Origin of the sequence: Candidatus Pantoea communis, from assembly GCF_011752685.1 — a bacterium.
Taxonomy (GTDB): Bacteria; Pseudomonadota; Gammaproteobacteria; order Enterobacterales; family Enterobacteriaceae; genus Pantoea; species Pantoea communis.
Window position 1 is genome coordinate 428,511 of the sequence record NZ_VWXC01000001.1, and the last position, 19,519, is coordinate 448,029.

Sequence of the window (19,519 nt, forward strand, 5' to 3'; positions counted from 1 at the left end):
ACAGTTCGACATAAATCGGCCTAATAAACGTCTTATATGAATGAAAGTCAGTGCACTAAGCCTGATAAAAAATGACAACTTTCATTTGCGTTAAGGGTGTGAGCTTTTTTCACATTATGCCGTCTGTCAGGGTTAAATTTGTCTTAATCCCGTCTGGAAATGCGCGTTTAAAACGGCAAAATGAAGAAAAAATGTCTTTTGATGAGCGAATTAGCTCACGTTGTCTGATTTTTGAATTTTTTTAACGCTGGCGTATGGACTCTGTCAGTGTGCTCCCTATACTTGGGCACTTCCGAGCACTTTATTTTTAAATGGCAATCATGACTGCGCTAGATTACCTGCTGAAATTCCGCAAAGTGAATAATCTCGATAGTCTGGAAAAACTCTACGACCATCTTAATTATTCGCTGACCGATGACAATGACATCATCAATATGTATCGCGCTGCCGATCATCGTCGTGCTGAACTTGTTTCCGGCGGCCGCCTTTATGATATGGGCCGCGTGCCGAAATCAGTCTGGCGCTACGTAATGTAATGGGTTTTCCCCGCCTTTTTCTGCACTATTGCGTTGTCCATGTCGGGCGTGCCCCGTTTGGACATACAACGCCTTCTTAATTTCGCTACAGGATCCGCAAGATGACCGAATCGGTAAACCCGCCGCGTATTGCTGGCTGGCTGTTGTTGCCGCTAGCCTGGTTGATTATGACGATGCTGACCAGTGCACTGGTGGTGGCCATGTATCTGAGCCCGTTGTTTGATACAGAATTGCGTACCACGTTGTTCACTCATGCCAGCCAATTGTTCACGCAATGGGCGATTTCCCTGCTCACCGCAGGCGTGGTTTGGGTCTACAGTATCTGGGTTTGCTGGATGTTCTGTAAACGTTCGCGCCGTCTACCGCGTCATTACATCCTGTGGTTGCTGATGACGGTGTTACTGGCGTTGAAAACGTTCGCTTTCACCCCGGTGGCGGATAACAAAGCCATTCAAACGCTGTTGTTGTCACTGCTGGCGGCGGCGGTCTTTGTGCCCTACTTCAAACGTTCTCAACGTGTAAAAGAGACGTTTATCCAGCCATAACGGCGCGAGTTTCGTCAGGAATTTAATTCTGCGTGCTCTCAACATCCACAGATTTTGTGTAGAGGTTGAGATGCACCTCTCAATTCCGGATAATAGACGCCTTTCGGCTTCCCAGGTTAAAAAATGACCGATTACTTACTTCTCTTTATTGGCACTGTGCTGGTGAACAACTTCGTGTTAGTGAAGTTTCTCGGCCTATGTCCCTTTATGGGCGTGTCAAAAAAATTGGAAACGGCCATTGGCATGGGACTCGCCACCACTTTCGTGATCACCCTGGCGTCGATTTGCGCATGGCTGGTGAACCATCTGATTCTGGTGCCGCTCGATCTGGTGTACCTGCGAACCCTGGCGTATATCCTGGTGATCGCCGTGGTGGTGCAATTCACCGAAATGGTGGTGCGCAAAACCAGTCCGTCACTCTATCGACTGCTGGGCATTTTTCTGCCGCTGATTACCACTAACTGTGCGGTGCTGGGTGTCCCTTTGCTGAGCGTCAATCTCAACCATACCTTTATGCAGGCTGCGGTCTATGGCTTCAGTGCCTCGCTCGGCTTCTCCCTGGTGATGGTGCTGTTCGCCGGTATGCGTGAACGTCTGGTATTGGCCAACGTCCCTGCGCCGTTTAAGGGCAACTCCATTGCATTAGTCACCGCAGGTTTGATGGCGCTGGCCTTTATGGGCTTTACCGGGCTGGTGAAATTCTAATGACCGCGATTTGGATTGCTATTGTGGCTATTGCTGCGCTGGGCCTGGTTTTTGGCGCCCTGCTCGGCTATGCCTCGCGCCGATTCGAGGTAGAAGAAGATCCGATCGTTGAACAGATCGACAGTATTCTGCCGCAGAGTCAGTGCGGCCAGTGCGGATATCCGGGCTGCCGCCCGTACGCCGATGCCGTGGGTAATAACGGTGAAGCCATTAATAAATGCGCCCCCGGCGGCGAGCAAACCATGCTCAAGCTGGCCGCACTGCTCAACGTTGAACCGCAACCGCTGGATGGCGCTGAGGAAGTGCAGGAACCGATCCGCACCGTGGCCTGGATTGATGAAGCCAACTGCATCGGCTGCACCAAATGTATTCAGGCTTGCCCGGTAGATGCGATTGTCGGTGCGACCCGTGCCATGCATACCGTGCTGAGCGATGTCTGTACCGGCTGTGATTTGTGCGTTGCTCCCTGCCCGACCGACTGTATTGAAATGCGTCCGGTTGCCACGACCACGGCCAACTGGAAATGGGATCTCGAAACCATTCCTGTACGGGTGATCCCGGTAGAAACTCATGCTTAATTTGTTAAAACTGTTCCGCAAAGAGAAGCTGTGGGATTTTCAGGGCGGCATTCATCCGCCGGAAATGAAAACACAGTCTAACGGCACGCCGTTAAGCCAGTTACCGCTGCCTGAACAATTTATCATTCCGTTAAAACAGCATATCGGGCATGAAGGCGAGATTTGCGTCTCACCGGGCGATCACGTCTTGCGTGGTCAGCCGCTGACGTTTGGCAGCGGACGCATGCTGCCGGTGCACGCACCGACCTCCGGCACCATCGAAGCGATTGCGCCACATATGACCGCGCACCCTTCGGGTCTTTCCGAACTGTGCATTTTCCTGCGCGCCGATGGTGAAGATCGCTGGACCACCCTCGATCCGCAACCTGACTTCCGTTCGCTTACTCGTGAAGATGTCGTCAAGCGCATCCATGAGGCAGGCGTCGCCGGTTTGGGGGGTGCAGGCTTCCCGACCGCCACCAAGCTACGTGGCGGATTGCGCGGCGTCAAAACCCTGATTATCAATGCCGCAGAGTGCGAACCTTACATCACCGCCGATGATCGTCTGATGCAGGACTGCGCGGCTGAAGTGCTGGAAGGTTGTCGTATCCTCGCCTGGGTATTGCAGGCTGAGCGTGTGCTGATTGGCATCGAAGATAACAAACCCGAAGCGATTGCAGCGCTGAAGCAGGCTTTGGGTGGTGACCGCGAGTTGCAACTGCGTGTCATCCCCACCAAATACCCTTCTGGCGGTGCTAAACAACTGACCCAGATTCTTACTGGCGTTGAAGTGCCGCACGGCGGCCGTTCCACCGATATTGGCGTGCTGATGCAAAACGTCGGTACGGCCTGGGCGGTAAAACGCGCCATTATCGATGGCGAGCCGATTACCGAACGCGTCGTTACCCTGACCGGCGAAGCCATTGCGCAACCGCGTAACGTTTGGGGACGCCTGGGTACGCCAGTTAGCCATCTGTTGCATCATGTGGGTTTCGCACCGGGTTCACGTCAGATGGTGATCATGGGCGGCCCGCTAATGGGTTTTACGCTGCCGTCACTGAATGTGCCGCTGGTTAAAATCTCCAACTGCATTCTGGCACCTTCTGCCAGTGAAATGGGCAATAACGAAGAAGAACAGTCTTGTATTCGTTGCAGTGCCTGTGCGGATGCCTGCCCGGCGAAACTGCTGCCTCAGCAGCTGTTCTGGTACAGCCAGGGCGGCGATCATGAGAAGGCGCGCGCCCATAACATTGATGACTGCATTGAGTGCGGTGCCTGTGCATACGTCTGCCCAAGTAATATTCCGCTGGTGCAATATTATCGCCAGGAGAAGGCAGAGCTGCGTGCTATCGATCTCGAAGCGAAGCGCACCGCCGAAGCTAAAGCGCGCTTTGAAGCGCGTCAGGCGCGTTTAGAGCGGGAAAAACTGGCGCGTGAAGCGCGTCATGAAGAAACTAAACAGCGTGTGGCACGTAGCGATCAGGGTGAACGTGACGCGGCGATTGCTCGCGTGAAGGCGCGTGCCGCCAAAACACCGGAACAGGAAACTGCCGAGCGTGAGGCTCGCCATGCACAGGCGTTAGCTCAGCAGGCGGAAAAACAGTCTGAAACGCAGGCGCTGAGTCGCCAGTCTGGCGATCCGCGTAAAGCCGCGGTGGAAGCGGCCATTGCGCGAGCTAAGGCGAAGAAGTCTGGTGTGGCTGAGCAACCGATCAGCGACGTTGCTGAAACACCTGTTGCTGAGGCTGATCCACGTAAAGCCGCGGTTGAAGCCGCCATTGCGCGCGCTAAGGCGAAGAAAGCTGCGGCTGCGGCTGGTGAACAAGTTTCTGAGCCTGCTAAAGCAGCCCCGGCCGCTGAAGTTGATCCGCGTAAAGCGGCAGTTGAAGCTGCTATTGCGCGTGCTAAAGCGAAGAAAGCCGCTGCGGCTGTCGAACAAGCGCCTGCACCTGCTAAAGCAGCCCTGGACGCTGAAGTTGATCCGCGTAATGCGGCAGTTGAAGCCGCCATTGCGCGCGCTAAGGCGAAGAAAGCTGCGGCTGCGGCTGGTGAACAAGTTTCTGAGCCTGCTAAAGCAGCCCCGGCCGCTGAAGTTGATCCTCGTAAAGCCGCGGTTGAAGCCGCCATTGCGCGCGCTAAAGCTAAGAAAGCCGCTGCTGCTGGCGAACAAGCGTCTGAACCTGCTGATACAGCACCGACCGCTGAGGTTGATCCTCGCAAAGCAGCAGTTGAAGCCGCTATTGCCCGTGCTAAAGCCAAGAAAGCCGCTGCTGCTGGCGAACAAGCGTCTGAACCTGCTGATGCAGCACCGACCGCTGAGGTTGATCCTCGCAAAGCAGCAGTTGAAGCCGCTATTGCCCGTGCTAAAGCCAAGAAAGCCGCTGCTGCTGGCGAACAAGCGCCTGCATCTGCTGATGCAGCCCCGGCTGCAGAAGTTGATCCGCGTAAAGCGGCGGTTGAAGCCGCCATTGCTCGCGCTAAAGCGAAGAAAGCTGCGGCGGCTTCTGGTGAACAAGTGTCTGAGCTTGCTGACGCAGCACCTGCCGCTGAAGTTGATCCGCGTAAAGCAGCGGTTGAGGCCGCCATTACTCGAGCTAAGGCGAAGAAAGCGGCTGCGGCTGCGGCGGCTGAGCAGATTTCTGAACCTGCTGACGAACCACACGCACCTGAGCCTTCTGATGCAGCACCTGCCGCTGAAATCGATCCGCGTAAAGCCGCGGTGGAAGCGGCCATTGCGCGCGCTAAAGCGAAGAAAGCTGCAGCGGCCGCAGAGCAAGCTTCTGCGTCTGCTGAAGCCGCACCTGAATCATCTTCTGAAGTAGAGGCTGCTGCCTCTCCTGACTCCGCCGACCCACGTAAAGCGGCCATTGCCGCCGCGGTCGCCCGTGCCAAAGCGCGTAAAGCGCAGCAGCAGCCTTCGACGACTGAGGATTAAATGGCTTTTCGTATCGCAAGTTCCCCTTATACCCACAATCGCCGCAGCACCGGCAACATCATGCTGCTGGTGGTACTGGCTGCGCTGCCGGGTATGGCCGCGCAGTGGTATTTCTTTGGCGTGGGTTTTCTGATTCAGGTATTGCTCGCCACCGCCACTGCGTGGATCACCGAAGGCGCCATTTTGCGTCTGCGCAAAACACCCGTGGTTCCAACACTTGCGGATAACTCCGCCCTGCTTACTGCATTGCTGCTCGGCATCAGTCTGCCGCCGCTGGCACCCTGGTGGCTGGTGGTCATTGGCACCGTGTTTGCCATTGTTATCGCGAAACAACTGTATGGCGGCCTGGGTCAAAACCCCTTCAACCCAGCGATGGTCGGTTATGTGGTCTTACTGATCTCCTTCCCGGTGCAGATGACCAGTTGGTTGCCGCCGGATACATTGCAGGCAATCAAACCCGGCCTGCTGGATTCTCTCAGCATGATCTTCACCAATCACACGCTGGCCGGTGAAACCATGCAGCAGTTGCAGCTCGGGGTGGATGGCGTCAGCCAGGCCACGCCGCTGGATACCTTTAAAACCGGCTTGCGCGCCGGACATAGCGCAGAACAGTTGCTGGCGGAACCGATCTATACTGGTGTGCTGGCGGGATTGGGCTGGCAGTGGATCAACCTCGGTTACCTGCTGGGCGGTATGCTGCTGCTGGCAAAAAATGCCATTCGCTGGCACATACCCGTCAGTTTCCTGGCGTCGCTGGCATTCTGCGCCACCCTTGGCTGGTTGTTTTCACCGGAATCGCTGAACTCGCCGCTGATTCATTTGTTCTCCGGCGCGACCATGCTCGGCGCATTCTTTATTGCCACCGATCCGGTCACCGCCTCGACGACTAACCGTGGTCGCCTGGTTTATGGAGCACTGATTGGTTTGCTGGTGTGGCTGATTCGCAGCTTTGGCGGATATCCGGACGGTGTGGCCTTCGCGGTTCTGTTGGCGAACATTTGCGTGCCGCTGATTGATTACTACACCCAGCCGCGCGTTTACGGCCATCGTAAGGATTAATGATGTTCGATGCTATTCGTAAAAATGCCGTGACGCTGGCGGCGTTTGCGGTGATCACCACCGGCGTCACTGCGGTAGTGAACTATGTCACCAAGCCGACGGTGGAACATCAAACGGCACTGCAGCAAAAAAACCTGCTCGATCAGGTAGTGCCTACCGAGATGTATGACAACCACATTCAGCAAGAGTGTTTCCTGGTGACGGATGCAGCGGCATTAGGCAATAACCAGCCGCATCATCTCTATCTGGCGCGTAAAGGTGATAAACCCGTCGCGGCGGCGCTTGAGACTACCGCGCCAGACGGCTATTCTGGTGCGATTCAGATGCTGGTCGGTGCCGATTTTCACGGCAAAGTATTAGGTGTCCGCGTAGTGGAACACCATGAAACGCCTGGACTGGGCGACAAGATTGAACTGCGCATTTCCGACTGGATCAACAGCTTTAACGGCAAAGTGGTGCACGGTGCCGACGACAAGAACTTTGCGGTGAAAAAAGACGGCGGTGAATTTGATCAATTTACCGGCGCGACCATTACCCCGCGTGCAGTGGTGAATGCCACTAAACGTACCGCATTACTGATTGAAACGTTGCCAGCGAAGCTCTCTTCGCTGCCCGAATGTGGAGATGCACCATGAGTGAAGCAAAATCCCTGCTGGTTGGCGGCCTGTGGAAGAACAACTCCGCCTTGGTGCAACTGCTCGGCTTGTGTCCGCTGCTGGCCGTGACCTCAACCGCCACTAACGCCCTCGGCCTTGGCCTGGCCACCACGCTGGTGTTAACCATCACCAACAGCGCTATCTCCGCCTCGCGTCGTTGGGTGCCGGCGGAAATCCGTATCCCTATTTACGTAATGATCATCGCTTCGGTAGTGAGCTGCGTGCAGATGCTGATCAATGCTTACGCTTACGGGCTGTATCAGTCATTGGGAATCTTTATTCCCCTGATCGTGACCAACTGTATTGTGGTGGGCCGCGCGGAAGCGGTGGCGTCGAAAAGCAGCATCCCGCTCTCGGCGCTGGATGGATTTGCCATTGGTATGGGCGCGACCTGCGCGATGGTGACGCTAGGTTCGATTCGTGAATTGATCGGTAGCGGCACCCTGTTTAACGGTGCTGACCAACTGCTGGGCCCCTGGGCCAAAGCGCTGCGCATTGAAGTGTTCCATTTCGATTCACCGATGTTGCTGGCGATGCTGCCGCCTGGAGCTTTTATTGGCTTAGGCATGCTGCTGGCCGGTAAATATCTGATCGATCAGAAAATGAAGCAACGAGCCGCCCTGCGCGCTGCTGAACCTGAAGACGCGCCACAAGGTGAAACCGGGAAGGCCGTGTGAACAAGGAAAAGCGACTGCAAATTCTCACGCGCCTGCGTGATGACAATCCGCATCCCACCACGGAGCTGTACTTCAGTTCGCCGTTTGAACTGCTGATTGCGGTGCTGCTGTCCGCGCAGGCCACTGATGTCAGCGTGAATAAAGCCACGGCGAAGATGTATCCGGTGGCAAACACCCCCGCCGCCATTTTGGCTTTGGGTGTTGATGGCGTGAAAGAGTTCATCAAGACCATCGGCCTGTTTAACAGCAAAGCGGAAAACGTTATTAAAACCTGCCGCATTCTTATTGAGCAGCACGGTGGTGAAGTACCGGAAGATCGCGCGGCATTAGAAGCCCTGCCTGGCGTCGGACGCAAGACCGCCAACGTGGTGCTGAATACCGCCTTTGGCTGGCCGACCATTGCCGTGGATACGCATATTTTTCGCGTCAGCAATCGCACTCGCTTTGCCCCCGGCAAGAATGTCGAAGAAGTCGAAGATAAACTGATTAAAGTGGTGCCATCTGCCTTTAAAGTCGATTGCCACCATTGGTTAATCTTGCACGGCCGCTATACTTGCGTGGCACGTAAACCACGCTGCGGCTCCTGCCTGATTGAAGATTTGTGTGAGTTTGACGCTAAAGAGTCTTAGTGTCCGCCAGGGGCTTCAGCCACGGCTCCCACAGAAAGACTGAGTCCGTCGCCAGCGCGCGAAGATGGTCCGCATCCGCACCGCAAGCGTTAATTAGGGATTGCAGGGTCATGAGTCTTCCTCGCTGACAAAGGTTTCATCCGGCACGTCCGGGGTGTCACTGATAATGAATATGTCCGCCGGGAGCGTGAAGTTGCGCAGCTTCAGCAGCGCCAGCGGCCCCTCACCCGCTTCTGTTCGCAGAATGTAGTTCAGCGGGCGGCCGTCGGGAGCCTGCCAGGTGAGCCGCCAGCTGCTGCGGATGCCCGGATTGGCGCTGACCTGAGCCTTATCCAGCAGGCGAATCAGGCCCCAGCTGCCCGGCATGTCGCCGTACTGGCGGGTGCCGGCCTTCGTGCTTATCCAGCTCAGTGATGCACCCGGCGCTTCTGTGTCGGCAGGCCAGGTGAAGCGCTTCCACACCGGTTGCTGATTCATGTAGGTGAGCTTCTGACTGTCGATAATCAGGTCAGTCTGCATCACGTCTGCAGCCGTACCAGGACGCAGCTCAAAGTGCAGCCCGGCCTCGCCGCGGGTAAACACCACGTCAGAAATCCGGCTAAGCTGATTAAGCGCCTGCAGAAAAGCCGGGTTAAAAGTCAGCCCCTGAGCGTTGATGCTGTCCGGTATCCAGCGCGTGCCTTCGCGGTGCAGCACACCGCTCAGACGCGACTGCAGGAAGCGGGTGATGCGACCGTTGTCCGCATTCAGATATTTCGCCAGCAGCGGCAGTGACACTTCACTGCTGACATTTTTAAACGGATAGCGGCCGCCAAACGCGCTGTTCCACTCATTCACCACCGCCTGCTGCCACTGGGCGTTCAGGCTGCCCGCAGCCGGCACCAGCACCTGCTGCCAGGCCTGCTCCATCGGGCGCACAAACACCGCCTGCCCAAAACCGCTCCACTCCTGCCCCAGCCCGGCGGCGACCAGGCTGCCATAATCACGCGTGTCAGTGAGGTCCACGGTTTTCCCCTGAAACACCGTCTGCGCCAGCGTCTGCGTCATGGCCTGCGGGTCTGCCGCGTTAGTGACCTGCTGCAGGCGCAGACGCACCTGAGTCACGCGCGTCAGGAAGGTGCGCAGGTTCATACTGCTGCTGCCCTGACTGTCAGTCAGCGCCAGCAGCGGGCCGAAAGTCGCATCGAGTGGGCCGCTCGGGCCGCTGTTCTGGTCAATGGCAGGGCGCTTTTCCCGACTGAGCAGGTTCTGCGCAGACTTCACCAGCGAGTCAGCAATAGCATCCCCACTCTGCCCGGTCCGTCCCTGCACGTTGAGCGTATTCATCAGCGCCACCAGCGGTGACTGCCTGACGTCTGCCATCAGCGTGAGCTGATCGATCGCGTCTGAAAGCGTCGGTGCCGGCTGCAGGCGCAGGCTGTTGAGGAAATTCAGCCAGGCGGCGCTGTAGTCGGCAAAGTATCGGCTTGTGAGCCGCGCCTCCAGCGCTTCGGGTGAGGAAGCATCACCGGCGGGCGGCGGCGCATCACTGAGTACCCAGTCCATCTCTTCACGCCGCTCCCGCGCCACTTTTTCAATCGCGGGTTTAACGCCATCTTCCCAGGCCTGACGGGTGAACATGCCGGGAACAACTTCATCGGTGGTAAACAGCCGACCGGCATCCGTATCGCCGGTCATATCGGCCAAGCGCATATCGGCATACTGGTGCGCCACCTGCGCCAGCACCCTCTGATACTGGCGGGACTCGCTGTTGGTCACCCCCATCTGGCGAACCAGCAGGGCGCGCACCTGCCTGACCAGCTCCGGGTCTGCTTTCAGCGCCCATTCAGGGTGAGCATTAAGATTCTCTGCATAGAAAGCCAGCAGCGGACTCCCGGCGCCTTGCCAGTATGCCTGGTCCAGACCCTGCCGCTGCGTCCAGTTCTGCATCAGTGCCTGGCTGAACCAACTGGGGTCCATACGTTCAGGGCGCGTCAGCATCAGATACAACCTGAGCTGCGTGTAGGCCTGCTTTGACTGCGTTTCCCGCAATGGGCTGTCAGGTGGGAGTGAGGCATAGGCTTTCAGTGCGTCAGTAAGCTGCAAGGCTGCTGCATCGCGTAGCAGGGGCGGCGCCGCCTGACGGTAGCGCGGCCACAGGGCAGACAGCAATTCTTCGTTCTGATTCAGTCCGAGGCGGCTGTACCAGGGCGTACCATGCTCCTGGCGATACTGTAATTGCCCGATCGTATCCTGAAGCACGCCCATCGCAGCAAGCCGTTGTTTTAAAGACTGACTGCTGTCAGAAGCGTTTTCAGTCACCTGTACGGCATCACCGATAATGCTGCGATTGGCGGCGAAAGAGACCAGCATTCCTACTCCCCACAGTACCACCAGCACACAGGCGGCTGCGGCGAGAATGCGATTCCACTGCATGCCATAGCGAGACGGGCGAAGATGAGCAGGGAGTTCATTTGAAGACGCAGGCAGCGCATCCCAGCATTTATCGCGTATCCAATGGTGTGGCACCGTAAGTGCCGTACCTTCCGATTGCGGGCTGAACACCATCCCCGCCAGCGGCAGAGAGCGATGAACACTCTGCAGCGGAGAAAGCAGCGTAGTTATCGATTCAGGCACACGCGCCAGCTGGTCCGCGAGGCTCAGCAAAAAGTGATGCTGCGGCGAGCCCGCCACCTGCTGGGTCCCCTGCGCGATGAGATCCGCCGCCAGTGCCGCGAGCAATGCATCGTGATTATTGGTTGTGGAAGTCTGGAACCCAACGGCCTGAGTTATACGGCCAGATTGCTTTCCAGCCCGTGTATGCAATGACCAGACGAACAGCGGCAGTCGCCAGCCGAGCATATTGCAGCGAGCCGATAAGGCATGTGCGGTGGCATCAATCGCGGCACTGGAAGGTTGCGCAGTAGTGGGCAACCCGCCAATGTCGTTAAGCTGGTCAGCAGCAGAAGTCACCCAAATTATCGCGTCTGCAGGACGGCGACGCAGACGCTTTAAAGCAATCAGCCAGTTTTCATCAGTTTGAGAGGCGGGATCGCCGCCCCACAACAACAGCGTACCACTGTCCTCTTGCCAGAGTTGATTGGTCAGGCCAGGTGCCAAGCGTTCAACGTCTGACACGCTGCCCGTGATGAGAAGGATGTGAACTTTGAAATTCCAAAGACGGCCGTGTTGTTGGTGGAGAGCATAATGGAGATGCTGAAGAATAATCCGGTGATTTTCAGTTGAAGTGGTTTTTTTCTTATCTAATTGCTTGTCGTGCCCAATTATTTTTTGAGGTAAATATTGCTCATGCTCTTCGCCAATTGACTTTTTCTGAGAAAAATGAAGAGTAAAGACAGCTATTATTAAAGCTATTACACACATCCCCCAGATTAACCAAACATATTCAACATTTACGCCTAAGATATCCATACCACTTCTGAAAGTAGTGATCAGGAATGCACTTACGCATGCAAGCGCCACGACTAATATTGAATATCCTGTTACACTAAAACGCCGAATGACCGGCGAAGCTGTTGATGTCATAAAAACAACTTCCTTGTAATCAGACAAAATGAATAGGCTTTATCCTTGCCACCTGATATTAATAATTGAGTTTCTCCCGTTCTAATTGCAGCATCAACTAATAATGAAATAGAAACAGGAAAGGATAGTGGTCCTGGCGGGCCAAATGAATGATTAACAACCAAAAATGGATATCGAGAAGGAAGTGCCCATTTTTTTTCTTCAGCATAGCGTACGATTGTAATCTTATCAGCCTCCTCAACTCCCGAAAGCCATACATGCTTCATTTCTGAAGCCTCCAACCTGTTATACTCTGTCAGAGTATCAAGTGATTTCGTCAGAGAGTTTGAATGCAAAAATCTCCCTACACCTGCTTTGACAAGAAATGAATCACTCTTGATCATTTCTGATGAACATATAAGACTTGCGTTAATGAATTCACTATATCCACATTCAACAGAGTTAGGCCAATCCTGTAAGGTAATAATCAGTGCCATTTCTTTAATCGAACAGAATTCAGAACCTGAAAAGTATTGGTCAGTCACAGATACAATATTAGGGACAATATCCCATTGTTTAAATACAGCCTCAGAAATGTGAGATGCATCATGCTTTTCTGTTTTGAGTAAAATGATGTCATAAAGACTATTTCGATAACCAGGGCATTGTCTTTCCAGATTTTCATCTAAAAAAATAAACTTAGAGCTTAAATTTAAAAAATCGTGGTGTAGATGCCTGCATTTAACCGGATATGCTGGAATATTAGAAGGATCTCCAATTAAAGCTTCGCTTCCATTTTTTTCAGGACACAAGATTATATTTGCTATAATCGGCCTTTGCCACATAGCCCAACGCTGCCAATGAGATTTGGTAAGTTGAGTCTGAATACCCCATAATATAGCGGCATTGGAAGATTGATCATAGCGAAACCAAATAATTCCCACGAGACATAGCCATATCAACCCTGAAGGTAGCAAACCATTGATTATTATATCTCTGTAATCATGAACTTTCAGCAGAAAAATTGAAGTTAATGCACCTAAGCAAATCAAAAGAATAAAAACAATCGACAAGAATTTAATGGATGGTTTCTTCAAGATTTTTTTTGGTGGGATATCTGGAATTGGCCAATTCATTTTATTTAATCTACCATCTCATTTCGAAAGCTGATAACTTTGCAACCACATTCACATACGCAGTCGTGAACAACCACCTGAACGCCATTATCAAACACTGTAGGATCGCCCTGCTGAATGTGGTTAGAACCATGCAGTGGGCATGAAACGCTATCTCCTACTAATGCCACTTGTACACCTTCGACATACATGGTTGATGTGGCTGATATAACCTTACCGCCGTGTGTTGTTGCATCGCCTAAGCAAGTCAGTGCTGGCATATACTTTTCCTCCTATTTTAAATGGTGAGATACATCATTAAAGGAAATCAATAAATCAATAAATCAATAAATTTCAAAATTTAATAGCTTAAAATAATAAATAATAACCGCGAAACATACTTTACTGCTTAATAACAACCAAAGGATTACTAGTTTAAACTTATAGACTCACTATATCGATCATATACAAAAACGTTATCGCATGAAATTTAAACTGCGGCATTCCTATTAATCATAATTGAACACCCTATTAAATGAGCATGCTCTCAACAGAAGGTGCAATGGGTTAAATAAATATGAGCAATCTTTAATGGTATAATTCGAATCGGGCGCATCACCGCCCGACAGCCATTACTCCAAAGTATTCTCAACGTTATTATTAACCGGTATCCCTTGTTCTGTGAATTGGTTATCACGGGTATTCTTCTGCACGGCTACTGCACCAAATAGCGCCATGAAGAATGACACACCGTAAAACCCTTTTTCGCTAGGCATCAGTGTTGCATTCACCAATCCGATAACCAGCAGCGCAACTGAAAGACCAAATGCCAGTAGGCACACTCCGTAGTAAAGGCGAGTTGTGGGGATATTTTCCTGGCGATCGCGAACCGTTTTTTGCAATGAAACCGCAGCAAACAGCGCAAGAATCAGCACAGAAAAATAGTAGCCTTTTTCATTTAGCTCCATCCCTGCCTGCCACAAACCGGCCAAATAAACCACACTGCCGCCGATCATGGCAATCCAGGAAATAGCGATAAATGCGGGTGAAACAGGGATATTCTGCGTTTTCATAGGATTTCCTTTAATTTATTGAAAATAAGTTAAAATGTTAAAAAGACCTGCCGCCGGAATTAAATTCAGACCAATGCACCAGGGCATTGCGCCCTGTGCGCATTTTTCAAACAGCCGTTGACTAAAAACAGTAAAAATATTCGGATTGAATAGGTGGTTGACATTGCATGGGAGAATGCCTGGCAATAGACAGGCAGCACTCAGTACATAAAACAACTTATATGTCATGCGGTTGTACTAATGATTAGGTAAAGCAGGCTATTTTGCTATCGCATTTGGGCGGATACGGATAGTGTCGGTAATCTGCTGCCAGATACTTACAGCTTCGGCCTCTGTAAGACGTCCCTCGCCCTCAAGGCCCTGCTGCAGGAACGTCAGAGATAACATTGGATGCTTGGGCGATGCCGTTTTTTCATTGATATTAATGACAAATCGCAGGGCTTTTTCACCGTAGGTGTCACTAAGCAATCCCTTTGCCAGCCACTGTTCTGCATACAATCCATTGATGTTACGGGGTCCACTGGCGATCGTATTGCCTTCGGCTCGCTTGATGTTGCGCTCCATCATGGCACTTCTCTCCAGCAGAGAATCATCAGAGTCACTGTAGTTATCGCTATCAAAAAAAAATCTAACTTCAGGGTATTTTTGAGAGATGTAGTTAGCACTAATCTCCTCATTTGGCTTAGTTATTCCATCCTTTATAAACAATTCTGGCAGACAGAATCCAGATTCATTTGGTATTTCGTTCTCTTGCTTACCGGAAATACGCCTTAGCAAATCTGTTATCTCAACCAGTTTATTAGGAACAGTATTTCCATAGATTTCAGGTGTTTGTTTACGTTCTTCATCATAACGCGACGATAATCCATTATCAGCTTCAATGGTGATTTCAACAGCAACACCATTAGTGTAAAGGTGAGCTTCAAGGATACGTGAAGCGTCAACAATTTGGGTACTCTCATTTCGTTCAAATATCACCCCCTCCATACCATCAGGTAAAGAATAAACTTCTTTGAGATAAGGCATATCCACTGGCTTCAAGGTTTTCGTAGCTGATAGTTCAGCCTCTCTTAAGCGGATTTTGTTTTCGAACGCTGGACGATAGATCCGTTTGTATACTAATTGTGATCCATCAATAAACACCAATACATCGTCAGGCTTAATAATGAATGTTTCCGGCAGGTCAATCAAATAACGCCCGATACATCGGGTAGTTCCTTCCTGTAAAAAATGTATCACGTTTTTACGCTCCTCTGAGGTTAAATTTACTCTTGGTGACCACCAGCTATATCCGTACCATCTAATAATACCAACACCCAATACAAGCAAAGTGGCGGTGACCATTTTGATTCTCATTCTTGCCTCAGTGTGATTTATTGTATTTTCTGAACGATTTTCACTAGAGCACGTAGTGTAAACTGTTGTGCCAGTAAGTTCTGGAAGGCTGGTTCATGTTCGACTGAAACCTGAAACCGTGCTTGTAATGAGTGTTCATTGATGCGCCCTGAGCGCACGGGTACAGTACCGTCTCCCGCCTCTTCTGCAGGCAACAACTTGTAAGTCTGATGAATACCTTTTGCCCAGCCGCTACCGGACAGGGAAGAGGCAACATTTCTCTTGTCTGACATTTCTGTTTTATTCACAGCACGACCAGTCAGCCCATCACGCTGGCGGTTCCTATTAAGCCATGCTTCAATCTGTGGAGTACTTGCCTGCCAGCTAACATCTCCATAGGATTTGTATGACTCATCTGCACTGTAGAAGGACCAGGTGTTATGGTGAAACTTTCCAGAGAGATCCTCAATAAAAGGCATAACTTCACGTTGTAATATTTTTTCAAACGTTCTCCAGTCCCTATCCCGGTCTGCCTGACTAAAGCTTTTACCGGGATTAATAAACTGATCCTCGCACAGTCCCCACCACTGGTCCTGTTTAAGATAAATTTCGCTATAGGGACATTCGTTTGGAAGTGCATATATTGTTTTGTCGTCTATTATCTTTAACCAGCCTAGGCCATATTCTCTCCCCGGCAACAATTGCAGAGGTCCGGGAGCCTGAGAGAGTACAGCGGTCATAGTTTCAGCATCTGAGCCCAATACTTTCGCAACTCCCCAGCCTTTAACGTTACCTGCACCGTTTTCTGTCCCAGCCTTCATTCTGCGATAAGTGGCTGCGGCTCCCAATGCTGGCATCACGCCATGTATCACGCCAAGTACCTTATTTTCTCCTCCGAGGATTTGTGTATAGTGCCGAGCAACAAGCCCCCCCATAGAGTGGGTAATCAAAATAACCTTCTCGCACTGCCGTCCTTTTAGCCGATAGAACTGGATTTTTTCATCAATGTATTTGTTCAACGCAACAGCTGAAACGGCGTTAGACTGGAGCCAATTATACCCCATAGCAAAGACAGGAAAGAGGTAACGGAAAGTCAAATCTACCTCTTCCTTACTAACTGATGTATCACCCACTTCTAGTTCAAGCGCGGTTTTAAGCAGATTAGTGCGCTCATTAGAATGACCATTTTCAAAGTCATTGAGAGTGTTTTGCAGCCAGTCAAGAAAAGTACCATAACTTTCATAACCTACTGTTCCCCACCCACGTTCCCGGCGAGTTTTAAGTAAAAAGGGTTCTTTTTTATCATCTATTTTTCCACCGTCATCCACAGTTGTCTTTTTTGGATCCAACTTTTTTCTTCGCGTTTTCGCATTTTCACCAAACCAGTACAAAACAAGTTCTTTTTTACTATCTAGCCGCCAGATATTTCTTGCTTGCTTATCGTTATTTCTCAAATTGCTGCCCATTACACCCGGTATAAAAATGACTGGAATAACCCGATCTGGATACACGACACATTGCTGTAAAATGTTTTTTTCTTTAGGCGTACTAAACAACTGATAACAAGCATTACCATCCTCATCAAATGTCGGCTCAATTTTTGGTATCGTTTTTTCCTGAGACATAACTAACGCTCCTTGTTCAAGTTTAAATTGATGCTGGTAATGTCAGGAAAGTTTTGATGAGCTATTTTTCCTGCACCATCTGAAGTAGCTAATGTCTTCCCGAGATCACTAATCACATTCCCCTGATGACTTTTTACCGCTTCTTTAGTTCCTGCCCGGATGAGTTGCGTGTTGAGTTCATAATTACCCTGTTGCCAGGAACTAAACATTTCGCTTGCGCTTTGACCACCGAATTTTTGCCATACCGCTGCGCGCTGAATAATTTTATCCGGGGCACCGCTCTCTACTTCACCGTCTCCTATTCTCAGATAAGCACCACCGCTACCTACCAGCAAAATATCCTGTTTTGCACGTATGATAACTTTACCTTCGCTACTACTGATACGTACATCCTGGAATGCGTCCAGCAACATCTCATCACTCTGAGACTGAATTTCGACTTTCCCCTTAGCCGCTGGTAACTTCAGTCCCAGCTTTTGTGCAAACAGGCTGATTCTTTCGCCCGCTGCCACCGTAAAAGCTTTCATTACGCTGAAGTCAGTGTTTTTACCGCTGGTTGCAATGAGGTTTTCACCTGCTGACAGTTGCAGGCTTTTAGTCGTGGCCTGCGCGATGCCACCAGGCGCTGAGAGTAGTAACGCAGACTGCCTAAGATCGGTGATGGCATCACTCAAAAGCGACTTCTGGGTTTGTAAATCCGCCAATTCGGCTTTTGCCATCTCTGCTGCACTTCGCAAGGACTCAGTTAACTGCTGCGCCTTTTGAAGTTCGCTAAGAGCATCTTGCATCGACAACATCTTCCCATGTGCCTGAGGCTGAATATCCGCAGTGATAAACACGCCTTTGCCACCACGGATAGCGATATGATTATCAGTCCGTAGCTCTGCTCCTTCGCCACGAAGTTCACGCCGCGCATCGACATTGTGCCCCAGATTCAGCTGCGTCTTGCCCCCATACTCCGTGCTGAGCTTGATATGCTCCTCACCACGCTTATCCTCCATACGCAGTTTATTCAGCCCTGCCGTACGGATAACATTGCGGGTGCTGTTTTTCTCGGTGACGTGATCAACATGACGAGAATCATGTAGCGCATGAGCAATATACGGCTGGTCCGGGTCACCCTCACGAAACGCTATTGCCACCTCCGTCCCCTGTATCAGCGGGAAGTGGAAGCCGTACATATCTCCACCGTAAGGTTTCGCGAGGCGAACGGGCATGCTTTCCAGGCCGCGCTCTCTACCCTCCTCGTCCGCATCAAACACCACTCGGTATAACCCGGATGCATCCTGCCAGGCATAGATGTCGTTGTCTTTCGCACTGGTCACGCGCGCCGTCATGGTACCGCTGACTTTAGGACGAGCAGGCAGTGCGGGGCGCCAGCAAAGCGTCTCACTGTAAGGCACAGCATTCAGCGTTGCCTGGAAGGCCGAACGTCGGCTCGCACTGACATTGATTTGGGTGATTAAAACGGGACTCTGCAACTGTGCAGGCAGCGTGGGTATGCCTGTTTCGGTAACAGATAAAACATGTCCGGGGCCGATAAAAGTATCGTTGCAAATACCGGATATCAGCGTCTGCCGGGCAAGAAAACGTTCATGATCGAGACGGGCATAAATGTTTGCGGTCTCGGTCTCCGGAGCAAACTTATCGCCGCTGTAAGGATGGCGGGGACGATAGTGATAAACCTCCCCGTAAGAGATGTTGTCGCCATCACCCCGCGTCATATCGGCCTTCACCGACCGCAGCACGCGCTGTGCCTCACGGTGGTTGTAATCCTTTGTTGTCACACCCGCTTCAACCACGTTATGGGTCAGATTCAGGTTCCAGACAGATTCCTGAGCATTGTCTTCAAGACCTGACGGGCTGTTCAGCGGCAGCGACTTCTGATCGGAATAAGCGCTCTGCGCGTCACCAAAACGGATGACCTCAGTCTGCGTATCGGGCTGAAGTGTGAAGTGATAGAAAATGCCGATTTCAGACAACAGACGCTGTACAAACTTCAGGTCACTTTCCTGATACTGGTTAATCTGCTCTCTTTTGGGGTAGTCATGCTTCAGGCTGAATTCATATTCCCACCCCTGAAAACCATGCTCATCCAGTATCTGACTGACAACTTCCGGAACGGATTTATTCACAAAGAAGCGGTGTGAGCGGAATTGTTTATCCAGAAGCGAGAAGCGGGGTTCAATAATAACAAGATAGCTGACCTGGTCTGCGGAACCCGTCAGACGCCGGAAGTCGGTGATGTAGCCGTGAACAATCTTCTGCGATTCGAATTTCTGCAGAGGTCCAATGCCCATAATCAGCGTCACCGCTTTGCGCAGCATCCGGTCTGGTGAAATGTCATTATCCGGGCTGGTGAACATCACGCTGTAAAGGTAGTTCTCGCTCAGCGCTTCCATGCCCGTAAGATTTTCCACATCAATCGGTGAATTGCAGGCTGGAATCAATAAAGAATATCGATTGAGCGTAGAGGAAATTACCGATGCTGTTTTTTCTATTAGGCCAGAGGGGATCATTGTCATTCTCTCCTTGATGACGAATTGTTATGTCTCCCACTAATTGCAG

16 protein-coding genes are annotated in these 19,519 nt (G+C 51.4%); 9 read left to right on the plus strand and 7 right to left on the minus strand.

Translation table 11 applies throughout. The features are described 5' to 3' along the window. The first annotated feature begins 320 nt into the window (after positions 1-320). The 9 genes from ydgT (at position 321) to nth (ending at position 8,299) form a co-directional block, all read left to right on the plus strand. Positions 321-536 carry a transcription modulator YdgT gene (ydgT, locus tag F3J37_RS02260; protein ID WP_034827409.1) on the plus strand — a complete coding sequence of 72 codons (216 nt, stop codon included), beginning with the start codon at positions 321-323 and terminating at the stop codon, positions 534-536. A gap of 101 nt (positions 537-637) precedes the next feature. Next, positions 638-1,081 carry a DUF2569 domain-containing protein gene (locus F3J37_RS02265; RefSeq protein WP_034827411.1) on the plus strand — a complete coding sequence of 148 codons (444 nt, stop codon included), beginning with the start codon at positions 638-640 and terminating at the stop codon, positions 1,079-1,081. A 123-nt stretch (positions 1,082-1,204) separates the two neighbouring features. Further along, positions 1,205-1,786: an electron transport complex subunit RsxA gene (gene rsxA, locus F3J37_RS02270; RefSeq protein ID WP_034827413.1), complete on the plus strand. Its 582-nt coding sequence runs from the start codon at positions 1,205-1,207 to the stop codon at positions 1,784-1,786. Then, positions 1,786-2,364, plus strand: coding sequence for an electron transport complex subunit RsxB (gene rsxB / locus F3J37_RS02275; RefSeq protein WP_166931555.1), 579 nt, complete (start codon positions 1,786-1,788; stop codon positions 2,362-2,364). The genes rsxA and rsxB overlap by 1 nt, the downstream gene beginning before the upstream one ends. Continuing rightward, positions 2,357-5,278 carry an electron transport complex subunit RsxC gene (gene rsxC, locus F3J37_RS02280; RefSeq protein ID WP_166931557.1) on the plus strand — a complete coding sequence of 974 codons (2,922 nt, stop codon included), beginning with the start codon at positions 2,357-2,359 and terminating at the stop codon, positions 5,276-5,278. The genes rsxB and rsxC overlap by 8 nt, the downstream gene beginning before the upstream one ends. Beyond that, positions 5,279-6,337: an electron transport complex subunit RsxD gene (rsxD, locus tag F3J37_RS02285; RefSeq protein WP_166931559.1), complete on the plus strand. Its 1,059-nt coding sequence runs from the start codon at positions 5,279-5,281 to the stop codon at positions 6,335-6,337. A gap of 2 nt (positions 6,338-6,339) precedes the next feature. After that, a complete protein-coding gene (rsxG, locus tag F3J37_RS02290; RefSeq protein ID WP_166931562.1) occupies positions 6,340-6,972 on the plus strand; it encodes an electron transport complex subunit RsxG in 633 nt (210 codons plus the stop codon). Next, on the plus strand, positions 6,969-7,670 hold the full coding sequence (locus tag F3J37_RS02295) for an electron transport complex subunit E (RefSeq protein ID WP_166931564.1): 702 nt from the start codon (positions 6,969-6,971) through the stop codon (positions 7,668-7,670). Before rsxG ends, F3J37_RS02295 begins: the two co-directional genes overlap by 4 nt. Further along, positions 7,667-8,299, plus strand: a complete 633-nt coding sequence (nth, locus tag F3J37_RS02300) for an endonuclease III (RefSeq protein WP_058962383.1) — start codon at positions 7,667-7,669, stop codon at positions 8,297-8,299. The genes F3J37_RS02295 and nth overlap by 4 nt, the downstream gene beginning before the upstream one ends. Positions 8,300-8,407: 108 nt before the next feature. Here the strand turns inward: nth and F3J37_RS02305 are convergent, their stop codons facing one another. The 7 genes from F3J37_RS02305 to F3J37_RS02335 all read right to left on the minus strand — a co-directional run bounded on the left by F3J37_RS02305 (position 8,408) and on the right by F3J37_RS02335 (position 19,476). Continuing rightward, a complete protein-coding gene (locus F3J37_RS02305; protein WP_166931566.1) occupies positions 8,408-11,710 on the minus strand; it encodes an ImcF-related family protein in 3,303 nt (1,100 codons plus the stop codon). A 110-nt stretch (positions 11,711-11,820) separates the two neighbouring features. Then, positions 11,821-12,939: a KPHS_23130 family T6SS system protein gene (locus tag F3J37_RS02310; RefSeq protein ID WP_166931568.1), complete on the minus strand. Its 1,119-nt coding sequence runs from the start codon at positions 12,937-12,939 to the stop codon at positions 11,821-11,823. A gap of 5 nt (positions 12,940-12,944) precedes the next feature. After that, complete coding sequence (locus tag F3J37_RS02315) at positions 12,945-13,199, minus strand: PAAR domain-containing protein (RefSeq protein ID WP_072226632.1); 255 nt, start codon at positions 13,197-13,199, stop codon at positions 12,945-12,947. A 351-nt stretch (positions 13,200-13,550) separates the two neighbouring features. Next, positions 13,551-13,991: an inner membrane protein YiaA gene (gene yiaA / locus F3J37_RS02320; RefSeq protein ID WP_160867204.1), complete on the minus strand. Its 441-nt coding sequence runs from the start codon at positions 13,989-13,991 to the stop codon at positions 13,551-13,553. Positions 13,992-14,249: 258 nt separating this feature from the next. Further along, positions 14,250-15,335: a Tli4 family immunity protein gene (locus F3J37_RS02325; protein ID WP_166931570.1), complete on the minus strand. Its 1,086-nt coding sequence runs from the start codon at positions 15,333-15,335 to the stop codon at positions 14,250-14,252. Positions 15,336-15,364: 29 nt separating this feature from the next. Then, positions 15,365-16,951, minus strand: a complete 1,587-nt coding sequence (locus F3J37_RS02330; protein WP_166931572.1) for an esterase/lipase family protein — start codon at positions 16,949-16,951, stop codon at positions 15,365-15,367. A 2-nt stretch (positions 16,952-16,953) separates the two neighbouring features. After that, entirely contained in the window at positions 16,954-19,476 is a 2,523-nt protein-coding gene (locus F3J37_RS02335; RefSeq protein WP_166931574.1) for a type VI secretion system Vgr family protein, read from the minus strand. Positions 19,477-19,519: the final 43 nt, after the last annotated feature.